At 64.0% G+C, this 19,731-nt stretch carries 18 protein-coding genes; 13 read left to right on the top strand and 5 right to left on the bottom strand.

What is annotated here, in order from left to right:
- Positions 1 to 68 precede the first annotated feature (68 nt).
- The 9 genes from C1A13_RS06940 to C1A13_RS06900 all read left to right on the top strand — a co-directional run bounded on the left by C1A13_RS06940 (position 69) and on the right by C1A13_RS06900 (position 8,773).
- The gene (locus C1A13_RS06940) at positions 69 to 377 is read left to right on the top strand and encodes a hypothetical protein (protein WP_172439202.1); all 309 of its coding nucleotides are present in this window, start codon (positions 69 to 71) and stop codon (positions 375 to 377) included.
- Positions 378 to 417: 40 nt separating this feature from the next.
- Complete coding sequence (locus C1A13_RS06935; protein ID WP_101550459.1) at positions 418 to 2,430, top strand: V-type ATP synthase subunit I; 2,013 nt, start codon at positions 418 to 420, stop codon at positions 2,428 to 2,430.
- Between the two features lies 1 nt (position 2,431).
- Positions 2,432 to 2,914 carry a V-type ATP synthase subunit K gene (locus C1A13_RS06930; RefSeq protein ID WP_101550457.1) on the top strand — a complete coding sequence of 161 codons (483 nt, stop codon included), beginning with the start codon at positions 2,432 to 2,434 and terminating at the stop codon, positions 2,912 to 2,914.
- A 46-nt stretch (positions 2,915 to 2,960) separates the two neighbouring features.
- A complete protein-coding gene (locus C1A13_RS06925; protein WP_101550455.1) occupies positions 2,961 to 3,545 on the top strand; it encodes a V-type ATP synthase subunit E in 585 nt (194 codons plus the stop codon).
- Positions 3,546 to 3,567: 22 nt separating this feature from the next.
- Positions 3,568 to 4,539: a V-type ATPase subunit gene (locus C1A13_RS06920; RefSeq protein ID WP_101550453.1), complete on the top strand. Its 972-nt coding sequence runs from the start codon at positions 3,568 to 3,570 to the stop codon at positions 4,537 to 4,539.
- Positions 4,532 to 4,852 carry a V-type ATP synthase subunit F gene (locus tag C1A13_RS06915; protein WP_101550451.1) on the top strand — a complete coding sequence of 107 codons (321 nt, stop codon included), beginning with the start codon at positions 4,532 to 4,534 and terminating at the stop codon, positions 4,850 to 4,852. The genes C1A13_RS06920 and C1A13_RS06915 overlap by 8 nt, the downstream gene beginning before the upstream one ends.
- Before the next feature lie 79 nt (positions 4,853 to 4,931).
- Positions 4,932 to 6,707: a V-type ATP synthase subunit A gene (locus C1A13_RS06910; RefSeq protein WP_101550449.1), complete on the top strand. Its 1,776-nt coding sequence runs from the start codon at positions 4,932 to 4,934 to the stop codon at positions 6,705 to 6,707.
- Positions 6,707 to 8,086 carry a V-type ATP synthase subunit B gene (locus C1A13_RS06905; RefSeq protein ID WP_101550447.1) on the top strand — a complete coding sequence of 460 codons (1,380 nt, stop codon included), beginning with the start codon at positions 6,707 to 6,709 and terminating at the stop codon, positions 8,084 to 8,086. The genes C1A13_RS06910 and C1A13_RS06905 overlap by 1 nt, the downstream gene beginning before the upstream one ends.
- Before the next feature lie 6 nt (positions 8,087 to 8,092).
- Positions 8,093 to 8,773, top strand: a complete 681-nt coding sequence (locus C1A13_RS06900) for a V-type ATP synthase subunit D (RefSeq protein ID WP_101550445.1) — start codon at positions 8,093 to 8,095, stop codon at positions 8,771 to 8,773.
- 108 nt (positions 8,774 to 8,881) lie between these two features.
- Here the strand turns inward: C1A13_RS06900 and C1A13_RS06895 are convergent, their stop codons facing one another.
- Positions 8,882 to 9,223, bottom strand: a complete 342-nt coding sequence (locus C1A13_RS06895; protein ID WP_101550443.1) for a hypothetical protein — start codon at positions 9,221 to 9,223, stop codon at positions 8,882 to 8,884.
- A 184-nt stretch (positions 9,224 to 9,407) separates the two neighbouring features.
- Here C1A13_RS06895 and htpG point away from each other — a divergent pair, with 184 nt between their 5' ends.
- The 3 genes from htpG (at position 9,408) to C1A13_RS06880 (ending at position 13,773) form a co-directional block, all read left to right on the top strand.
- Positions 9,408 to 11,312 carry a molecular chaperone HtpG gene (gene htpG, locus C1A13_RS06890; protein ID WP_101550441.1) on the top strand — a complete coding sequence of 635 codons (1,905 nt, stop codon included), beginning with the start codon at positions 9,408 to 9,410 and terminating at the stop codon, positions 11,310 to 11,312.
- A gap of 133 nt (positions 11,313 to 11,445) precedes the next feature.
- Positions 11,446 to 12,786, top strand: a complete 1,341-nt coding sequence (locus tag C1A13_RS06885) for an MATE family efflux transporter (protein WP_101550439.1) — start codon at positions 11,446 to 11,448, stop codon at positions 12,784 to 12,786.
- A 42-nt stretch (positions 12,787 to 12,828) separates the two neighbouring features.
- A complete protein-coding gene (locus C1A13_RS06880; RefSeq protein ID WP_101550438.1) occupies positions 12,829 to 13,773 on the top strand; it encodes an L-lactate dehydrogenase in 945 nt (314 codons plus the stop codon).
- A 35-nt stretch (positions 13,774 to 13,808) separates the two neighbouring features.
- On the opposite strand, the gene feoB is transcribed toward C1A13_RS06880, so the two are convergent.
- Positions 13,809 to 15,953 carry a ferrous iron transport protein B gene (gene feoB / locus C1A13_RS06875; protein ID WP_101550436.1) on the bottom strand — a complete coding sequence of 715 codons (2,145 nt, stop codon included), beginning with the start codon at positions 15,951 to 15,953 and terminating at the stop codon, positions 13,809 to 13,811.
- Between the two features lie 25 nt (positions 15,954 to 15,978).
- Entirely contained in the window at positions 15,979 to 16,218 is a 240-nt protein-coding gene (locus C1A13_RS06870; RefSeq protein ID WP_101550434.1) for a FeoA family protein, read from the bottom strand.
- Between the two features lie 177 nt (positions 16,219 to 16,395).
- On the opposite strand from C1A13_RS06870, the gene C1A13_RS06865 reads away from it, so the two are divergent.
- The gene (locus C1A13_RS06865; protein ID WP_146021697.1) at positions 16,396 to 17,574 is read left to right on the top strand and encodes a PstS family phosphate ABC transporter substrate-binding protein; all 1,179 of its coding nucleotides are present in this window, start codon (positions 16,396 to 16,398) and stop codon (positions 17,572 to 17,574) included.
- A gap of 43 nt (positions 17,575 to 17,617) precedes the next feature.
- Here the strand turns inward: C1A13_RS06865 and C1A13_RS06860 are convergent, their stop codons facing one another.
- Positions 17,618 to 18,430: a TIGR03915 family putative DNA repair protein gene (locus tag C1A13_RS06860; RefSeq protein WP_101550430.1), complete on the bottom strand. Its 813-nt coding sequence runs from the start codon at positions 18,428 to 18,430 to the stop codon at positions 17,618 to 17,620.
- The gene (locus tag C1A13_RS06855; protein WP_101550428.1) at positions 18,409 to 19,719 is read right to left on the bottom strand and encodes a putative DNA modification/repair radical SAM protein; all 1,311 of its coding nucleotides are present in this window, start codon (positions 19,717 to 19,719) and stop codon (positions 18,409 to 18,411) included. Before C1A13_RS06855 ends, C1A13_RS06860 begins: the two co-directional genes overlap by 22 nt.
- Between the last annotated feature and the right edge of the window lie 12 nt (positions 19,720 to 19,731).

The raw sequence follows: 19,731 nt of genomic DNA, 5'->3' as shown, positions 1-19,731 counted from the left end.
ACGTTTACCCGGCCATGGGGCCTTCCATACACGGATCAAGTAAAATCAGATAAGTGGGTGGTGATACTATGGAACAGGAGACCATTCGGGCTGTCCGCGAAGCGGAGCTTGCAGCCGAACAGATCGAACAGGAGGCGGCACGCCAACGGGAGGAGATTCTCTCGCGCGCGAAAGCCGACGCCGCCGAAGCGGTCGGCCAGGCGGTCGCCGGGGCGAAAGCCGCGGCGGACGCGGCGCTTGCCGAAGCAAAGCAACAGGGCGAAGCCATGCAGAGCGAGGCGCTCGAATCCGTCAAGAAGGAAATCGCTTCGCTGCGCGCCAGCGCGGATGCAAAGGGGGCCGAGGTCCGTCGCCTGATTCTCTCCGAGCTGATCTGATCCCCCTGCCCAATTTCATGAAAAAGGAGGCATCCGTTTCATGGCGGTGCTGCAGATGCAGCGCATCAGCATATGCGCGCTGAAAAAAGACCGCAAATCCATTCTTGAAACCCTGCAGCGGCGCGGCGTCGTCGAAATCTCCGACCTGGCCCTGCAGGACAGCGTCTTTGAAAAAGCCGACACCTCCGCCGTCCGATCTCAGTTCGAGAAGGACCTCTCCGCCGTCAATCAGGCTCTGGAGGTGCTCGACGCCTATTCCCCCGTCAAGTCCTCCCTGCTTTCCTCGCTCGAGGGGCGCGGGCCGCTGACCGCCGATGAGTACGCCGCGTTCGGCGAACGCGCCGACGACGTGCTCGCACAGGCGCTGCGTCTGAACGCGCTCTCGAAAAAGATCTCGGAGAACCGCGCGGAGATCCTCAAGCTCGAGACCCAGCTCGACGCGCTCGTCCCCTGGCTCGGGCTCGACGTCCCGCTTCGGTTCACCGGGACGCGCTCCACGGCGGCGTTTATCGGCTCCTTCCCCGAGGACCTCTCCCTCGACGAGGTTTATTCCCGGATCGCCGGACAGGCCCCCGACGCGACGGTCAACGTCGATCTCGTCAGCCATTCGCAGGACCAGACCTGCGTCTTCATCGTCGCCCCGCGCGCCGAGGCGGCCGCGGTCGACGAGGCGCTGCGCGCCATCGGCTTTACCCGGCCCGCCTCCCCGCCCGCCGAGAGCCCCGCCGAGCGCAAAAAGCTGCTCGAAGCGGAGACCGCGCGGGCAAACGAGGCGATCGAAGCCGCCCGGACGGAGATTGTCTCGCGCGGCGGCGACCGCCCGGACCTCAAACTGCTGGCCGATTACCTGCGGCTGCGGGCGGAAAAATACGACGTCATCGGGCGGCTCATGCAGTCGCGGCGGGCGTTCATCCTCTCCGGCTACGTCACCGCGCGGAACGCCCGGCCGCTTTCGGAGGAGCTCTCCTCCAAATTCGACGTGGCCGTCGAGCTCACCGCTCCCGGCCCCGACGAGGACGTGCCGGTCGTGCTCAAGAACAACCCCTTCTCCACCCCGGTCGAATCGGTCGTCGAGAGCTACAGCCTCCCCGGCAGGCACGAGATCGACCCGACGACCATCATGTCCTTCTTCTATTACATCCTCTTCGGCATGATGCTTTCCGACGCGGGCTACGGCCTCGTCATGACGATCGCCTGCGCGGTCGTGATCCTCAAGTACAAGAACATGGAGCCCGGCATCGGCAAGATGGTCAAGATGTTCTTCTGGTGCGGGCTGTCCACCACCTTCTGGGGATTCATGTTCGGCAGCTTCTTCGGGGACGCGGTCGCGGTCATCTCGTCGACCTTCTTCCACAGCGACCTGGCGCTGCGGCCCATCTGGTTCGAGCCGGTCAGCGAGCCCATCCGCCTGCTGACCTTCTCCTTCCTCATCGGCATCATCCACCTCTTCGTCGGGCTGGGGCTCAAGTTCTACCAGTACGCGCGGGAGGGGAAATATTACGACGCGGTCTGCGACGTCGTGTTCTGGTACCTGCTGGTCGGCGGCGGCATCGTCTATCTGCTGACCATGCCGATGATCACCGAGATGCTCGGCATCCCCTTCCAGCTTCCGCCGATCGCCGCGACGGTTGCGGCGTGGTGCGCGCTCGCAGGGCTCGTCGGGATCATCCTGACGGGCGGGCGGGACTCCAAAAACCCGTTCGCGCGGCTGGCGCAGGGGCTTTACAGCGCCTATAACGTCACCGGCTACCTCAGCGACATCCTCTCCTACTCCCGCCTGCTGGCACTCGGTCTCGCGACCGGCGTCATCGCGCAGGTCTTCAACAAGATGGGCAGCATGGCGGGCGGCGGCATCGTCGGCGCGATCATGTTCATCGTCGTATTCCTGATCGGGCACACGCTGAACATCGGCATCAACCTGCTGGGCGCCTACGTCCATACCAACCGCCTGCAGTTCGTCGAGTTCTTCGGCAAGTTCTATGAGGGGGGCGGCCGTGCGTTCACGCCGTTCGCCGCCCATACGAAATATTACAAATTTAAGGAGGAAATCTGAAATGAGTTCTTTGGGAATTGCTTTTGCGTTGCTTGGTGCGGCCCTCGCCGCTTTGATGGCTGGGATCGGTTCCGCGATCGGCGTCGGCATGGCCGGCGAGGCCGCGGCTGGCGCGGTCACCGAAGACCCCAACCGCTTTGGTAAAGTCCTGATCCTTCAGCTTCTCCCCGGTACGCAGGGCATCTACGGCCTGCTGATCGCCTTCATCACCCTCACCCAGATCGGCATCCTCGGCGGCGACCCCAACATCTCCCTCGTCAAGGGCCTGCTCTATTTCGCCGCCTGCATGCCGATGGCGTTCGTCGGCCTCTGGTCCGCGATCCGTCAGGCGCGCGCCTCCGTCGCCTCGATCAGCATGATCTGCAAACGCCCCGAGACGTTCGGTAAGTCCATGATCTTCCCGGCGATGGTCGAGACCTACGCGATCCTCGCCCTGCTCGTTTCGATCCTCTCGATCTTCGGCGTCGGCGGCCTGAGCCTGTGATCCCCGGCGGAATGTTCCGCACTTTCAAAGTAAGGAGAATTCTGCTATGACCGGACTAGAAAAAATTGTACAGCAGATTCGGGACGAGGCGCAGCAGGCCGCGGACGCGGTCGTCGCACAGGCGAAGGAGGAGGCCGGGCAGCTCGCCGCGAAGGCGGCGGAGGACGCGCGGACGCAGTCCGGCGCGATCCTGGCCAAATCGAAAACCGACGTGCAGAACCATCTGGCCGCCGCGAGATCCGCCGCCGAACTGGCGCAGCGCCGCGCGGTGCTCGCCGCCAAGCAGGAGATCATCGGCGAAGCGATCGAAAGCGCCCGCCAGTCGATCTACAAGCTCCCCGATTCCGATTATTTCGCGCTGATCCTCAAGATGATCAGCAAGTTTTCCCTCCCGCAGGAGGGCGAGCTGCTCTTCTCCCCCGCCGACCTCGGGCGGCTGCCTGCCAGCTTCGAGACCTCGCTCGCGAAATCCGCGAACGGAAAGCTCACCGTCTCGCGGGAGACCCGCGACATCGACGGCGGCTTCGTGCTCAGCTACGGCGGCATCGAGGAGAACTGCTCGATCGAGGCGCTCTTCTACGCGGCGCGCGAGCGTTTGCAGGACCGGGTCCAGGAGCTGCTCTTCTCTTAATTCGCGCAAAGGAGGTTAGGCAATGTCCGATTCGTTATATACCTATGCCGTTGCGCGTATCCGCTCCAAGGAGCTCTCCCTCCTCAACTCACAGGCGATCGAACAGCTGCTCGCGGCCAAAAGCTACGACGAGTGCATGCGCCTGCTGGCCGACCGCGGCTGGGGGGACGGCGAGCCCGGAATCGGCGCCGAGCGCATGCTCGCGGCCGAGCGGGAGAAGACCTGGAGCTTGATCGGGGAGCTGGTGGAGGACATGTCGGTCTTCGACGTCTTCCTCTACGCCAACGACTACCACAATCTCAAGGCCGCGGTCAAGCTGGTCTGCACCGGCGAAGAGGACTTCGGCATCTTCATTTCACACGGGACGGTCGACTATCGCGCGATCCTCGACGCCGTGCGCCAGAAGGAATTCGGCCTGCTGCCCGAGGCGATGCGCGCCCCGGCCGAGGAGGCGTATACCGCCCTCTCCCAGACCCGGGACGGCCAGCTCTGCGACATCGTCATCGACCGCGCCGCGCTCGAAGCGATCGAGCGCGCCGGGCGGGAGAGCGACAGTGAGCTGATCGCCAAATATGCCGAGCTCACCGTCGCGGCGGCGGACATCAAGACCGCCGTGCGCTGCCAGAAGACGGGCAAGTCCCTCGAATTTATCCGCCGCGCGCTGGCGCCCTGCCGGTCGCTCGACGTCTACCAGCTCGCGCGCGCGGCCGCCGACAGCCTCGAGGCGGTCAGCGACTACCTCTCCACGACCGACTACGCGGCCGCCGTCTCGGCGCTCGAGCAGTCGCCCTCCGCGTTCGAGCGGTGGTGCGACAACGTGATCATCGAGTCGATCCGCCCGCAGCAGTTCCAGGCGTTCGGCATCGGGCCGCTCGCCGCCTATATCCTCGGGCGGGAAAACGAGATCAAGTGCGTGCGGATCATCCTCTCCGGCAAGCTCAACGATTTGCCGGAGGCGTCGATCCGGGAAAGGATCAGGGAGATGTATGTATAGGACAGCAGTCATGGGGGACCGGGACAGCATCTACGGTTTCGCGGCGCTCGGCCTGGACACCTTCCCGGTCACCGACCCGGTCGAGGCCGCAAAGCAGCTGCGCAGGCTCGCGGAGGGCGATTACGCGGTGGTCTACGTCACCGAGGCGCTCGCAGCCCAGCTCGAAACGGAGATCGACCGCTACCGCGCCCAGCGCCTCCCCGCCATCATCCCCATCCCCGGCGTCTCGGGGAACACCGGCATGGGCATCCGGAACGTGAAAAAATCGGTGGAGCAGGCAGTTGGCTCCGACATCATCTTCGGCGGCAACTGACCGCCGGCAAAATAGGGCTTTCGCGGACCCCGCCGCTGCGGGGCCTCCGAAACCGGAATAGAGCAGGTGAAAGCAAGCTATGAGCAAAGGTACGATCAAAAAGGTGGCCGGCCCGCTGGTCATCGCCGAGGGGATGCGCGACGCCAACATGTTCGACGTGGTGCGCGTTTCCGGGCAGCGCCTCATCGGCGAGATCATCGAGATCCACGGCGACGAGGCGTCGATCCAGGTCTATGAGGAGACCTCCGGCCTCGGCCCCGGCGAGCCGGTGGAATCGACCGGCGTGCCGATGAGTGTCGAGCTCGGCCCCGGCCTCATCTCGAATATCTACGACGGCATCCAGCGCCCGCTGGAGGAGATCCGCGCGAAGATCGGCAACTCACTCGCGCGCGGCGTCGAAGTCCCCTCCCTCGACCGGGAGAAGAAATGGCACTTCACCCCCGTCGTCCGCCAGGGCGACGCGATTGTCGCGGGCGACGTGATCGGCACCGTGCAGGAGACCGAGATCGTCCTGCACAAGATCATGGTCCCCGTGGGGGTCGTCGGCACGATCAAGTCGATCGAAGAGGGCGACTACAACATCACCGAGACGGTCGCCGTCATCGAGACGGCCAACGGGACCGAGCAGCCCCTGACGCTGATGCAGCGCTGGCCGGTCCGCCGCGGCCGCCCCTACAAGGAAAAGCTCTCCCCCGACATGCCGCTGGTCACCGGCCAGCGCGTCATCGACGCCCTCTTCCCCATCGCCAAGGGCGGCGTGGCCGCCGTCCCCGGTCCGTTCGGCTCGGGCAAGACGGTCATCCAGCACCAGTTGGCGAAATGGGCAGAGGCGGACATCGTCGTCTACATCGGCTGCGGCGAGCGCGGCAACGAGATGACCGACGTGCTCAACGAGTTCCCCGAGCTGAAGGACCCGAAAACGGGCCGCAGCCTGATGGAGCGCACCGTGCTGATCGCGAACACGTCGGATATGCCCGTCGCGGCGCGCGAGGCGTCGATCTACACCGGCATCACGATCGCCGAATATTTCCGCGACATGGGCTACTCGGTCGCGCTGATGGCCGACTCGACCTCCCGCTGGGCGGAAGCCCTGCGCGAGATGTCCGGCCGACTCGAGGAGATGCCCGGCGAGGAGGGCTACCCCGCCTACCTCGGCAGCCGCCTCGCGCAGTTCTATGAGCGCGCCGGCCGCGTCATCACGCTCGGTTCCGAGGGCCGCGAGGGCTCCCTTTCGGCAATCGGCGCCGTTTCCCCTCCGGGCGGCGACATCTCCGAGCCGGTCTCGCAGGCGACGCTGCGCATCGTCAAGGTCTTCTGGAGCCTCGACGCCCAGTTGGCCTACCAGCGCCACTTCCCCGCCATCAACTGGCTGACAAGCTATTCCCTTTACACCGATACCACCGAGAAATGGTTCAACGAGAACGTTGCGGCCGAGTGGTCCTCCCTGCGCCAGCGGATGATGCTGCTGTTGCAGGAGGAATCGGAGCTGCAGGAGATCGTCCAGCTCGTCGGCATGGACGCGCTGTCCGCGCCCGACCGCATCAAGCTGGAGGCCGCGCGGTCGATCCGTGAGGACTTCCTGCACCAGAACTCCTTCCACGATGTCGACACCTACACCCCGCTGCCCAAGCAGTTCACGATGATGAAGCTCGTGCTCGACTATTACGACGCGGCGGTCGAGGGCCTCTCCAAGGGCATCCCGGTCGATTCCCTCGTCAACCTGCCGGTGCGCGAGCAGATCGGCCGCTTCAAGTACATCCTGCCCGACCAGATCGGACCGGAGTACGAGTCGATCCAGCGGGAGCTCGCCAGCGAGATCGCCGAGCTCGCGGCCAAACAGAAGGAGGAGTTCTAATGCCGAAGGAATATCGTACCATACAGGAGGTCGCAGGCCCCCTGATGCTGGTCCGCGGCGTGGAGGGCGTCACCTTCAACGAGCTGGGCGAGATCGAGCTTGCCAGCGGCGAAAAGCGCCGCTGCAAGGTGCTGGAGATCAACGGCAGCGACGCGCTGGTCCAGCTCTTCGAGTCCTCGACCGGCATCAACCTCTCCAACTCCCGCGTCCGCTTCCTCGGGCGCAGCATGGAGCTGGGCGTCTCGGAGGATATGCTCTCCCGCGTCTTCGACGGCCTCGGCCGCCCGATCGACGGCGGCCCGGAGATTCTGCCCGAGAAGCGCATGGACATCAACGGCCTGCCGATGAACCCGGCGGCCCGCAGCTACCCGCAGGAGTTCATCCAGACGGGCATCTCCGCGATCGACGGGCTCAACACCCTCGTCCGCGGCCAGAAGCTGCCCATCTTCTCGGCGTCCGGCCTGCCCCACGCCCAGCTTGCAGCGCAGATCGCGCGCCAGGCGAAGGTGCGCGGCACCGACGAGCAGTTCGCGGTCGTCTTCGCCGCGATGGGCATCACCTTCGAGGAGTCCAACTTCTTCATCGAGTCCTTCCGCGAGACGGGCGCGCTCGACCGCGCCGTGCTCTTCATCAACCTCGCGAACGACCCCGCCGTCGAGCGCATCGCGACCCCGCGCATGGCGCTGACCGCGGCCGAGTACCTCGCGTTCGAGAAGAACATGCACGTGCTGGTCATCCTCACCGACATCACCAACTACGCCGACGCACTGCGCGAGGTTTCGGCCGCCCGCAAGGAGGTCCCCGGACGCCGCGGCTATCCCGGCTACATGTACACCGACCTCGCCTCCCTCTACGAGCGTGCCGGACGCCAGAAGGGCAAGACCGGCTCGATCACGATGATCCCCATCCTGACGATGCCCGAGGACGACAAGACCCACCCGATCCCCGACCTCACCGGCTACATCACCGAGGGACAGATCATCCTGTCGCGCGAGCTCTACCGCAAGGGCGTCACCCCGCCGATCGACGTGCTGCCCTCCCTCTCCCGACTGAAGGACAAGGGCATCGGCGTCGGCAAGACCCGCGCCGACCACGCGAACACGATGAACCAGCTCTTCGCCGCCTATTCCCGCGGCAAGGACGCGAAGGAGCTGATGGTCATCCTCGGCGAGGCCGCGCTGACCGACATCGACAAGCTCTACGCCAAGTTCGCGGAGGCGTTCGAGCAGGAGTACGTCTCGCAGGGCTATGACGCCAACCGCGACATCGAGGAAACCCTCGACATCGGCTGGAAGCTGCTGCGCATCCTGCCGCGCAGCGAGCTGAAACGTATCGACGACAAGTTCCTCGATCAGTATTACGGCCAGCAGGAGGGGTGATGCACCGTGGCAAAAACACAGGTGAACCCGACCCGCATGGAGCTGACCAGACTCAAGAAAAAACTGGTCACCGCCACGCGCGGCCACAAGCTCCTCAAGGATAAGCGCGACGAGCTGATGCGTCAGTTCCTCGAGCTGGTGCGGGAAAACAAGGCCCTGCGCGAAACCGTGGAGGCGGGCATCGCCGCCGCCAACAAGAATTTCGTGCTGGCGCGCGCGGGCATGGACGACGAGGTGCTCAACGTGGCGATGATGGCCCCGATGCAGGAGGTTTACCTCGAGGCGTCGGAGCGCAACGTCATGAGCGTCGAGATTCCCGTCTTCGAGTACAAGACCCGCTCGGGCGACGAAAACAACATCTATTCCTACGGCTTCGCCTTCACCTCCTCCGACCTCGACGGCGCGATCAAGTCCCTCTCGGACATCCTGCCCGACCTGCTGCGGCTGGCCGAGGTGGAGAAGTCCTGCCAGCTGATGGCGGCCGAGATCGAGAAGACCCGCCGCCGCGTCAACGCGCTCGAACACGTCGTGATCCCCGAGCTGCGGGAGAACATCAAGTACATCACGATGAAGCTCGACGAGAACGAACGCAGCACCCAGATCCGCCTGATGAAGGTCAAGGACATGATGCTCGAGGAAGCGCACCACTACAAGGAGCACACGGGCCAGGCCTATACCCAATCCTAAACCACAAAAAGGACCGCCGTAAGGCGGTCCTTTTTTATCCTCATTTGATCAGCCGGACTCCCGGGCGGCGGACGGTCAGCGCTGCCGCGGCCAATGCCGGCCGGCGTTTCACACGGCTTCCCCGTCAAACGGGCAGGCGCGGGGAGCCGGCGTTTCCGGCGTGTCCCGCACCGGCATCTGCGCGATGTCGACCGGCTCCGCCGTGTCGTAGACGGGCGTCAGCTCCGCGTCAAAGCCGTGGGAGGGCAGCTGCCCGGCGGCGGGAGCGCACAGCTCGAGAACCCGGCCGTCGCCCGTCACGCGGATCGGGCGGTCGTCGGGCAGCAGGCGCATCTCGACCGTCTCAGCCGGCGGCTCGGGCGGCCGGGCGGTCAGCGCCGGGGAAGCGGCAAGCAGTGTCAGCGCCGCCGCGATGCAGGCAAACTTCAGCAGATGATTGATCCGGCCCATGCCGGTCCCCCCTTTTTGTCCTTCTATAAGATGAGTGGAGGAAAGAGCGCGTTTTACTGCCGAAAATGTTCACAATTTAGACTTGATTTTTCCTGCGACTTATATTATAGTATAGTTAGCACTCAAATAGATTGAGTGCTAACTTTTCGTTTTTAATGAAATTCTGATAGAAAGGTCTGGTTTCATGCGCACCAAGCAGTTCAAGGCCGAGAGCAAACGGCTGCTCGAATTGATGATCAACTCGATCTACACCCACCGGGAGATCTTTTTACGCGAACTGATCTCCAACGCCTCCGACGCGATCGACAAGCTCTACTACCACTCCCTTTCGGAGAATCTCACCGGGCTTTCGAGGGACGACTTCTCGATCGAGTTGGCCCTCGACAAGGACGCCCGCACCCTTACGATCACGGACAACGGCTGCGGCATGACGAAGGACGAGCTCGAAAGCAACCTCGGCACGATCGCCAAGTCGGGCTCCCTCGCCTTCAAGCAGGAGGAGGACGGCGAGCACAAGGAGGACATTGACATCATCGGCCAGTTCGGCGTCGGGTTCTATTCGGCGTTCATGGTCGCCTCCCGCGTCACCGTCTACAGCCGTCCCTATGGCTCGGACGAGGCGTGGAAATGGGAGAGCCGCGGCGTCGAGGGCTACACGATCGAGCCCTGCGAAATGGACGGCCACGGCACAAAGATCGTGCTGACCCTCAAGGAGAACGAGGGGGAGGAGAACTACGACGAATTTCTCGACCCGCACCGCGTCTCCGCGCTTGTGAAACGGTACTCCGATTACATCCGCTACCCCATCCGCATGGACATGCCCGCCCGCCGTCTCAAGGAGGGCTGCCCCGAGGACAAGCCCGAATACGAGGACTACACCGAGCACGAGACCCTCAACAGCATGGTGCCCATCTGGAAGAAGAACAAGTCGGAGCTGAAGGATGAGGACTACAACAATTTCTATAAGGAGAAATACTTCGACTTCGAGGACCCGGCGCTCGTCATCCACAGCTCCACCGAGGGCGCGGCGACCTACAACGCCCTGCTCTTCATCCCCGCCCGCGCCCCCTTCAACTACTACTCCCGCGACTACGAGAAGGGGCTCCAGCTCTACGCCTCGGGCGTGCTCATCATGGACAGGTGCGCCGACCTGCTGCCCGACTGCTTCAGCTTTGTAAAGGGCCTCGTCGACTCGCAGGACCTCTCCCTCAACATCTCCCGTGAGATGCTCCAGCACGACCGCCAGCTCAAGGTGATCGCCGGGCGGCTCGAAAAGAAGATCCACTCCGAGCTGCTTTCGATGCTCAAAAACGACCGGGATCAATATGAGAAATTCTGGAAGAACTTCGGCCTCCAGCTCAAGTTCGGCGTCTACAACGATTACGGCGCCAAGAAGGACCTCTTGCAGGATTTGCTGCTCTTCCACTCGTCGAGCGAAGAAAAGCTCGTCACCCTGTCGGAGTACGTCGGCCGCATGAAGGAGTCGCAGAAATACATCTACTACGCCTGCGGCGAAACGGTGGAAAAGATCGGCCTGCTGCCCCAGACCGAGCTGCTCCGCGACCAGGGCTACGAAATCCTCTACCTCACCGACGACGTCGACGAGTTCGCGCTCCGGATGCTTTTCAAGTACGAGGACAAGGAATTCAAGTCGGTCGCCGACAAGGACCTCGGTTTGGAGACCGAGGAGGAAAAGGAAGAGATCAAAAAGCAGAACGAGGAGAACAAGGACCTGCTCGGTTTTCTGCGGGACGCCCTTGACGGAAAGGTCAAGGAGGTGCGCCTCTCCAGCCGGCTCAAATCCCACCCTGTCTGCCTCTCGAGCGACGGCATGGTTTCGCTCGAGATGGAGAAGGTGCTCAGCGCGATGCCCGGCGAGCAGAAGCCCAAGGCGGAGCGGGTGCTGGAAGTCAACGCCTCCCACCCCGTCTTCGCGGCAATGCGGAAGCTCTACGCGGACGAGGGCGGCCGCGACCAGCTGAAACAGTACGCCTCCCTGCTCTATTCGCAGGCGCTGCTCATCGAGGGGATGTCGATCGACGACCCCGTCGCCTTCTCCAACGCCATCTGTGACCTCATGTCAAAATAACGAACCACGGGCTTACAGCGGACAGCATTTTTGTGCTGTCCGCTTTATTTGTGCGATGTGCTGAAAATCCATTGACTTTTTTCGTGCAGGTACTATAATGACTCCGTTATTATGATGTGAACAGGGGACGCTTATGGATCAAAATGTCAATTCGCGCGGGTACCTCTTCCAACTTACCTGGCCGATCTTCGTCGAACTGGTCCTCCAGATGCTCGTCAGCAACGTCGACCAGATGATGGTGGCCCGCACCTCCCCCACCGCCGTCGCAGCGATCGGCAACGCCAACGTCATCACCAATCTGCTGCTCATCTCCTTTTCGGTCATCTGCATGGCGGCGACCATCCTGATCACCCAGTACATCGGCGCGGGCAGCACCGAGCGGGTCGCCCAGACCTACACCGTTTCGCTCGTGGTCAACGTCACGCTCTCGCTTGTCATCTTCGTCGCCCTCACCTTTTTTTCCACGCAGATCTACGGGCTGATGGGGGTCCCGGCGGAACTGATGCCCGAGGCGGGCGCCTACCTGCGCATCATCGGCGTCGGCATGCCCCTGCAGGCCATCCACCTGACCTTCGTCGCCTTCTTCCGCGCGCACGGCCTCACCAAGCAGACGATGTTCATCTCGATCGTCATCAACCTTTTGAACATCGCCGGGAACTTTGTCCTCATCGGCGGCATGGGGCCGATCCCCATGCTCGGCGTCGCGGGCGCCGCCATCTCGAGCGACCTGTCCCGCCTGGTCGGCGTCGTCATCGTCATCTGGCTCTTTAAGCGCACGATCCGCACCCCCGTCGACTTCCGGAACCTGCGGCCCTTCCCCGTCGACCATCTGAAGCGCCTGCTCAAGATCGGCATCCCCTCGGGCGGCGAGTCAATCTCCTACAACCTGACCCAGATCGTCATCCAGACGATGTGCAACTCCCTGCCCATCTACGTCATCACGGCGCGCGCCTACTCCAACATGTTTGCGATGCTCTCCTACATCTACGGGTCCGCGATCGCGCAGGCCACCCAGATCATCGTCGGCTACCTGATGGGCGCGCGAAAAGTCGAGGAGACCGACCGCCGCGTCAACGCGACGCTGCGCGCCGCGATGCTCGTCTCCTTTGTAATCTCGCTGCTGCTCTTCCTGCTCTGCGAGCCGCTCTTCGGGCTCTTTACAAGCGACCCGCAGGTGCTCTCCATGTGCCGCACGATCATGGGCATCGAAATCCTGCTCGAGCTCGGCCGCGCGGCCAACATCGTCCTATTCCGCGCCCTTCAGACGGCGGGCGACATCCGCTTCCCCATCTGCCTCAACGTCACCACCGTCTGGACGGTCGCGGTCGGCGGCGGCTACCTGCTCGGCGTCGTCCTCGGGCTCGGGCTGCCCGGCATCTGGATCGCCATGACCTGCGACGAGTGCTTCCGCGGGCTCGTCTCCTTCCTGCGCTGGCGCAGCGGAAACTGGCGCTCGAAGCATCTGCTCGACTGATTGGGGCATACTAGGGAGAAATGATTCTCTCGAGGTGATCCCATGAAACAGCATATCAGCAAGGTCGCCATAATCGGGGCGGGGCTCGTCGGCTCCTCCACCGCGTTCAGCCTTTTGACGCAGGGGCTCTGCGACGAAATCCTGCTCGTCGACCGCGACGCCGAGCGCGCCCACGGGGAGATGATGGACCTGCGGGACGGCATCGACTATCTCGGCCGCAACATCCGGGTGACGGCCGGCGGATACGCCGGCTGCGGCGACGCGGACATCGTCGTCATCACCGCCGGGCCGCCGCCCCGCGAGGGCCAGACCCGGCTCGACACCCTCGGCCTCTCGAAGGAGATCGTCCGCTCGATCGTCGGGCCGGTCATGGAGGCGGGCTTCTCAGGCATCTTCCTCATCGTCTCCAACCCGGTGGACCTCATCGCGCAGGACGTCTGGAAGCTCTCCGGCCTCCCCAAAAGCCAGGTGATCGGCACCGGCACCGCGCTCGACTCCGCCCGCCTCAAGGCGCTCCTCGGCGGGCTGGTCGGCGTCGACCCGCGCAGCGTCCACGCCTTCGCGCTCGGCGAGCACGGCGACAGCCAGATGGTCCCCTGGTCGCGCGTCACCGTGGGCGGCAAAACCTTTGCCGAGGTCCTGCGGGACAATCCCGGCCGCTTCGAGGGGGTCGACCTCGACCGGCTCGTCCACGACACCGTCCAGGCGGGCTGGGAAATCCTCAAGCGCAAGGGCACGACCTACTACGGCATCGCCACCACCGCCGCGGGCATCATCAAGTGCATCCTGCACGACGAAAACCGCATCATCCCCGTCTCCACCCTGCTCGAGGGGGAGTATGGGGAATACGGCGTCTTCTGCGGGGTGCCCGCGGTCATCGGGCGCGGCGGGGTCCAGGAAATCGTCCGCCTCCCCCTCACCGGCGCCGAGGAGGAAAAATTTCATGCCTCCTGCGAGGTCCTGCGCGGCTTCGTCAAGGACCTGTGAAAAAGCGTCCCGCTTGAATGCGGGACGCTTTTTTGTCATGCCAGCCCGAGCAGCCGGGCCGCGCCCGCGACGAGGAAGCAGACGATCATGCCGATCACCGTCGGCACGAGGAAGGAGACCGCCGTCCACTTCCAGCTCTGCGTCTCCTTGCGGATGGTCAGGCAGGTCGTCGAGCAGGGCCAGTGCATCAGCGAAAAGAGCATTGTGCACACCGCCGTCAGCCAGGTCCAGCCGTTGTCGACGAGCAGCGTCTTGAGCTGTGCGAGATTGTCGAAATCGAGGATGCTCCCCGTCGCGAGATAGGCCATGATGATGATCGGCACGACGATCTCGTTGGCCGGGAACCCGAGGATGAACGCCATGAGGATCACACCGTCCAGCCCGAGCAGCCGCGCGAAGGGATCGAGGAAGCCCGCGCAGTGGGCCAGCAGGCTCATATCCCCGACGGTGACGTTGGCCATCACCCAGATGACGAGCCCCGCCGGCGCCGCGACGGCAATCGCGCGCCCGAGCACGAAGAGGGTCCGGTCGAAGATCGAGCGGACGATCACCTTGCCGATCTGCGGACGGCGGTAGGGCGGCAGCTCGAGGGTAAAGGAGGACGGCACCCCCTTGAGGATCGTGCGGGAGAGGAGCGCCGACACCGCAAAGGTCATCAGCACGCCGAGCACGATGACCGCGGTGAGGATCAGGGTCGAGACGACGGAGGAAAACGCGCCCATCGCGCCCCCGACGAAAAACATCGTGATGATTGCGATAAGGGTCGGGAACCGCCCGTTGCAGGGAACAAAATTATTCGTGATAATCGCGATCAGGCGTTCCCGCGGCGAATCGATGATGCGGCAGCCGGTGATCCCCGCCGCGTTGCATCCGAAGCCCATGCACATGGTCAGGGCCTGCTTGCCGCACGCGTGGCAGCGTTTGAAGCCGCGGTCGAGGTTGAAGGCGATGCGCGGCAGGTAGCCGGAGTCCTCCAGGAGGGTAAAGAGCGGGAAAAAGATCGCCATCGGGGGCAGCATGACGGAAACGACCCATGCAAGCACCCTGTAAACCCCTTCGACCAGCAGGCTGTTCACCCAGAGGGGCGCGCCCATCCAGACGAAGAATTCCGTCAGGCGGTCCTGCACCCAGAAGAGGGCGTCCGCCAGCAGCTGGGAGGGATAGTTCGCGCCGGTGATCGTCAGCCAGAAGACGACGGCGAGCATCAGGAGCATCACCGGGATGCCGGTGGCACGGCTGGTGAGGATACGGTCAAGCCGGCGGTCGCGGTCGTTGTAGCCCTCCCTGCGGAATGTCACGACGTCCGAACAGGTCTCCTCGGCGTGGAGGACAATGGAGGAAACGATGATGTCCCGCAGCTTTTCAATGGAGAACCCCTGCCCCGCCAGCAGAGCGCGCGCCCGCTGAAGCGCGGACGCGACGCCGTCGTTGGCGAGGAGGTTGCATCTCTGATAGCTTCCCAGCGCTTCGATCAGCTGGGTATCGTCCGCGAGCAGCTTGAGGGAGATCCAGCGGGCGGGGATCCCGCCCGTGCAGAGCGGTTCCACGGCGGGCGCGAGCAGTGCGAGCGCGTCCTCCACCGCCTGCGGATACCGCAGGCGGACCGGCTCGCAGCGGTCGCTCTCCACCACACGTCCCACGGCGTCCATCAGCTCGTCGAGTCCCTCCCGGCTGCGCGCGCTCGCGCCCACGACCGGTACGCCGAGGTTCTCCGAGAGCTTTCCAAAGTCGATTTCGATGTGTTTTTTCCGCGCCTCGTCCATCAGGTTCACGCAGACGACGACGCGGTCGGTGATCTCCAGCGTCTGGAGGACGAGGTTCATGTTGCGTTCGAGGCAGGTCGCGTCACACACGACCACCACCGCGTCGGGGTCCCCGAAGCAGATGAAGTCCCGCGCGACCTCCTCCTCCACCGAATGCGCCATCAGCGAATAAGTACCCGGGATGTCCACCATGATGTACTCGCGGCCTTTGTGGGTATAGCGCCCCTGCGCGTTCGTGACCGTTTTGCCCGGCCAGTTGCCGGTATGCTGGTTGAGCCCGGTCAGCTCGTTAAAAACCGTGCTTTTTCCGACATTCGGGTTGCCCGCCAGCGCGATGACCCGTTCGCCCGCGCCCCTTTCGATGACAAAGCCGCTGTCGACCGCACGTTTTCCCGTGGAACCGGATGTTAAGCCCACTGAAATCTCCCCCTATGTCGTCGTTTTAGTTGCAGCGCACCAGTATGTTTTGGGAATCCTCCGAGCGCAGCGCGATGACCGCCCCGCGAATGTAATAGGCGACCGGGTCCCCGGCGGGGCTCTTTTGCAGGCACTCGACGTCGGTCCCCTCAATCAGTCCGATGTCCTGCAGCCTCCGCCGCATATTTCCGGTGGTAAACAGGTCGATGACCCGTGCGACGCGCCCTTCCGGCACGCGGTTTAAAGGGATCATATCTTGGTTCATGGTTTCTTCTCCAAATCTATCTGAATTTCGGGGGCTTTGTGGATTGCCCCCTATTAGCCTATTCTCCTCGATGTGGGAGCGTTCCTGATTTTTCACCCGCGTCTCCAGGCTTGCCGCCCGTCCGTTTTTCTGGTAATATGGAGTCGTTCCAAGAAACCTGTGAATGGGGGCCCTCCTGTGAACGATTCCGGTCGAAAACCATCCGCCGTCTTGCAGACGGCGGCCATCCTGCTGCTCGTGTTCGCGGCCCCGATCGCCGCGCTCTATCTTTTCCTGCTGACCCTGGCCACCGGTTATTCCGTCCTCTTCGCCCTGCTGCCGATCGCCGCAGCCGTATTCTGCATCCTGCTGATTCTGCTGCGTCCGGGCAGGGCCCGGAGGAATGTGGGGATCGTCTTCGCAGGGGTCGTCCTGCTTTCCGCCGTCTGCCTGGGCGTCCAATTCGCACACAACGCCTACGACCGCTACCTGACGGTCGAAGACGGCGCGCCCTTCGACACGGCCGATTACCTGCCCTTCGCGCAGGATTCCAAGGTCGCGCGGCTGGATGGCCCGGCAAGCCTGCGGCTCGGCGAGCCGCTCCCGGTGGTGGACGGCGCGACCGCCCTGTTCCCGGTCTATTCCGCCTTTGTGGGCGCGGTCTATCCGTCCGACATTCTCCCGCTCGGCTCGGCGGACGGCCCCTTCCAGTTCCACAACACGATCGGCGGCTACGCTCTGCTCGCCAAAGGCGAGGTGGACGTGATGTTCGGCGCGTACCCGTCGGAGGAACAGATCGGGGAGGCCCGCGCGGAAGGCCGGGAACTGCGCTTCACGCCGATCGGCCGGGAGGGGTTCGTCTTTTTCGTCAACCGTAATAACCCCGTCGAAAGCCTCACCTCGGAGGAGATCAGGGGCATCTATTCCGGCGGGATCACCAACTGGAAGGAGGTCGGCGGACGCGACGAGCCGATCCTCGCTTTCCAGCGCAACCAGGGCAGCGGAAGCCAGAGCGCGCTGGTCCGCTTCATGGGGGACGCGCCCCTGATGACGCCGCCCACCGAGCAGGTCGAGGACCTCATGTCCGGGATCATCGAGCGGACCTCCGACTACCGCAACCACAAGAACGCGATCGGCTTCTCCTTCCGCTACTATGCCGACCAGCTGGTCGGCAACAAGGGCATCAAGCTGCTCGCGGTGGACGGCGTCGCGCCCACGGTGGAGAACATCCGGGCGGGCCGCTACCCGCTGACGAGCGAATTCTACGCCGCCACCACCCAGAGCACCGAGCAGATCGACGCGCTGCTCGAATGGATCCTCTCCCCCGAGGGGCAGGAGCTGATTGAACGGACCGGCTATGCCGGAATCAACCCATAGAGAAGAGGCCCCGCCGGGAACCCGGCGGGGCCTCTTCCATCACCTATTCAAGCCGCAGCGGTGGTCCGGACGGGCCGTCCAGCGGGGCGCGCTCGTCGGCGCGCAGGACGCCCGTCTCGCGGTCCATCTCGAGCATGTTCTTCCAGAACCGCTTGTACATGTGGGTCATCCGGCACTTGGGGTTGTAGCGCCCCTCGATGCCGATGCGGTCGTAATACCGCCGCCAGAGGGCGCGGAAGTTCCGCTCCTGTGCGTCCGCGACGGGCAGCGCCAGCTCGCTCACCGGGCGCACCACCCACTCGTAGGGGCGGTAGAAGAGGGCGAATCCGTGCGTCTTGTCGAAGATCATGAACTGCTCCTCGGGGAAGCGGCCGGTGAAGTGGGGCACGAGACTCTCGAGGATGAGCGCCTTCGGCTCGATGACCGAGACGAGCGCGCCCCCGTAGTCGGCGAACCGCAAAAACTCCTTCATAAGGTGCGCCTCATTGCGCTGGAACCGAACGAGCTTGAAAAACTCCCCCACGTCGGGGTCCGCGAGATTGCCCATGATACGCGGGCCGTGGGCGTAGAGGGCGCGGATAAACCGGTAGGCGCGGTATTCCCGGCCCTCCAGGCAGGAGCACCAGCCGTCGCGCACCCAGGCGGCGGCCTCCGGGTCGAGCTTCAGAAGAGAACGCCACACCCGCGCCGCGTGGGCCTCGTCGGAGACGACCGGGCGCGACGGGTAGAGGGTGGGCGTGCCCTCCGGCAGGATGTCGAAAGGGACCTCCCGGCGGGTGTAGCTCTCGTAGACGCAGCAGAGCGTCCCTTCCAGGCTCTCCTCACAGAGGTAGACTAGATCTGTCCGGTCAGGCACTGCACCACGTCCTCCCTGTTTGGATTGCGGTCAAAGAGCGAAAGCTGCTCGGGCGCCTCCTCCGGCAGCCGCGCCCGCTCGTAGTCCCGCTCGGAGATGAGCGCGCGCAGCACCGCGTCGGGGGTGACGACGAGACCCTCCGCCATCTTCCCCGAGCAGAGCAGGAAATATTGCGCCCTTTTCAGCACCACGCCGATGCGCTTGAGCCCTTCGAAGGTGAGCGTGCTTGTCCGCCGCGCGGCCACGATCCGCTGGGCGCTCTTGACGCCGACGCCCGGCACCCGCAGCAGCATCTCATAGGGGGCGCGGTTCACCTCGACGGGGAACTGGTCCATGTGGTTGATCGCCCAGTTGCACTTGGGGTCGACGAGCGGGTTGAAGCTCTGGTGCCCCTCGTCGAGCAGCTCGGAGGCGTCGAAGCCGTAGAAGCGCAGCAGCCAGTCCGCCTGGTAAAGCCGGTGCTCCCGCAAAAGCGGCGGCCGGGTGTCGAGGGAGGGCAGCAGCGCGTCCTCCTGCACCGGCATGTACGCTGAAAAAAACACCCGCTTGAGCCCGTATTTCCTGTAGAGCCCCTGGGTCAGCCGCAGGATCTGGAGGTCGCTGTCGGGCGTCGCGCCGATAATCATCTGGGTGCTCTGGCCCGCGGGCGCGAATTTGGGCGCGTGGCGGTAGCGCACGAGGTCGGAGGAGTTCTCCGCGATGCCCGTCTGGATGAGCCCCATCGGGCGCAGAATGTCGGCCTTCGACTTGTCGGGCGCGAGCCGCCCCAGGCTCTGCTGGCTCGGCAGCTCGATGTTGACGCTCATACGGTCGGCCAGCAGCCCGAGCCGCGCGATCAGCCGGTCGTCCGCACCGGGGATCGCCTTGGCGTGGATGTAGCCGCCGAAGCGGTATTCGCCCCGCAGGATCTCCAGCGCCTGGATCATCCGCTCGCAGGTGTAATCGGGGTTTTTGAGGATGCCCGACGAGAGGAAGAGCCCCTCGATATAGTTGCGGCGGTAGAACTGGATCGTCAGTTCGGCCAGCTCGCGCGGAGTGAACGCCGTGCGGCGCACGTCGTTCGAGCGGCGGTTGACGCAGTATTTGCAGTCGTAGACGCAGGAGTTGGTCATCAGCACCTTTAAAAGTGAGATACACCGGCCGTCGGAGGCGAAGCTGTGGCAGATGCCCGCCTTTACGCAGCTTCCGATGCCGCCCTTCTCCCCCTTGCGGTCGACGCCCGACGAGGTGCAGGCCGCGTCGTACTTGGCGGCGTCTGAAAGAATTTCCAGTTTTTCCATCAGGTCCATGTGGGTGATCCT

Origin of the sequence: Anaerotruncus massiliensis (ex Togo et al. 2026), assembly GCF_900199635.1 — a bacterium.
Taxonomy (GTDB): Bacteria; Bacillota; Clostridia; order Oscillospirales; family Ruminococcaceae; genus Anaerotruncus; species Anaerotruncus massiliensis.
The sequence above is the reverse complement of the archived record's forward strand: the minus strand, read 5'-3'. Positions and strand labels throughout refer to the sequence as shown.

Excerpts from the sequence above, each read along its gene's own strand:
- C1A13_RS06940 (WP_172439202.1), top strand. The coding sequence starts at position 69 with ATGGAACAGGAGACCATTCGGGCTGTCCGCGAAGCGGAGCTTGCAGCC.
- C1A13_RS06935 (WP_101550459.1), top strand. The coding sequence starts at position 418 with ATGGCGGTGCTGCAGATGCAGCGCATCAGCATATGCGCGCTGAAAAAA.
- C1A13_RS06930 (WP_101550457.1), top strand. The coding sequence starts at position 2,432 with ATGAGTTCTTTGGGAATTGCTTTTGCGTTGCTTGGTGCGGCCCTCGCC.
- C1A13_RS06925 (WP_101550455.1), top strand. The coding sequence starts at position 2,961 with ATGACCGGACTAGAAAAAATTGTACAGCAGATTCGGGACGAGGCGCAG.
- C1A13_RS06920 (WP_101550453.1), top strand. The coding sequence starts at position 3,568 with ATGTCCGATTCGTTATATACCTATGCCGTTGCGCGTATCCGCTCCAAG.
- C1A13_RS06915 (WP_101550451.1), top strand. The coding sequence starts at position 4,532 with ATGTATAGGACAGCAGTCATGGGGGACCGGGACAGCATCTACGGTTTC.
- C1A13_RS06910 (WP_101550449.1), top strand. The coding sequence starts at position 4,932 with ATGAGCAAAGGTACGATCAAAAAGGTGGCCGGCCCGCTGGTCATCGCC.
- C1A13_RS06905 (WP_101550447.1), top strand. The coding sequence starts at position 6,707 with ATGCCGAAGGAATATCGTACCATACAGGAGGTCGCAGGCCCCCTGATG.
- C1A13_RS06895 (WP_101550443.1), bottom strand. The coding sequence starts at position 9,223 with ATGGGCCGGATCAATCATCTGCTGAAGTTTGCCTGCATCGCGGCGGCG.
- htpG (WP_101550441.1), top strand. The coding sequence starts at position 9,408 with ATGCGCACCAAGCAGTTCAAGGCCGAGAGCAAACGGCTGCTCGAATTG.
- C1A13_RS06885 (WP_101550439.1), top strand. The coding sequence starts at position 11,446 with ATGGATCAAAATGTCAATTCGCGCGGGTACCTCTTCCAACTTACCTGG.
- C1A13_RS06880 (WP_101550438.1), top strand. The coding sequence starts at position 12,829 with ATGAAACAGCATATCAGCAAGGTCGCCATAATCGGGGCGGGGCTCGTC.
- C1A13_RS06870 (WP_101550434.1), bottom strand. The coding sequence starts at position 16,218 with ATGAACCAAGATATGATCCCTTTAAACCGCGTGCCGGAAGGGCGCGTC.
- C1A13_RS06855 (WP_101550428.1), bottom strand. The coding sequence starts at position 19,719 with ATGGACCTGATGGAAAAACTGGAAATTCTTTCAGACGCCGCCAAGTAC.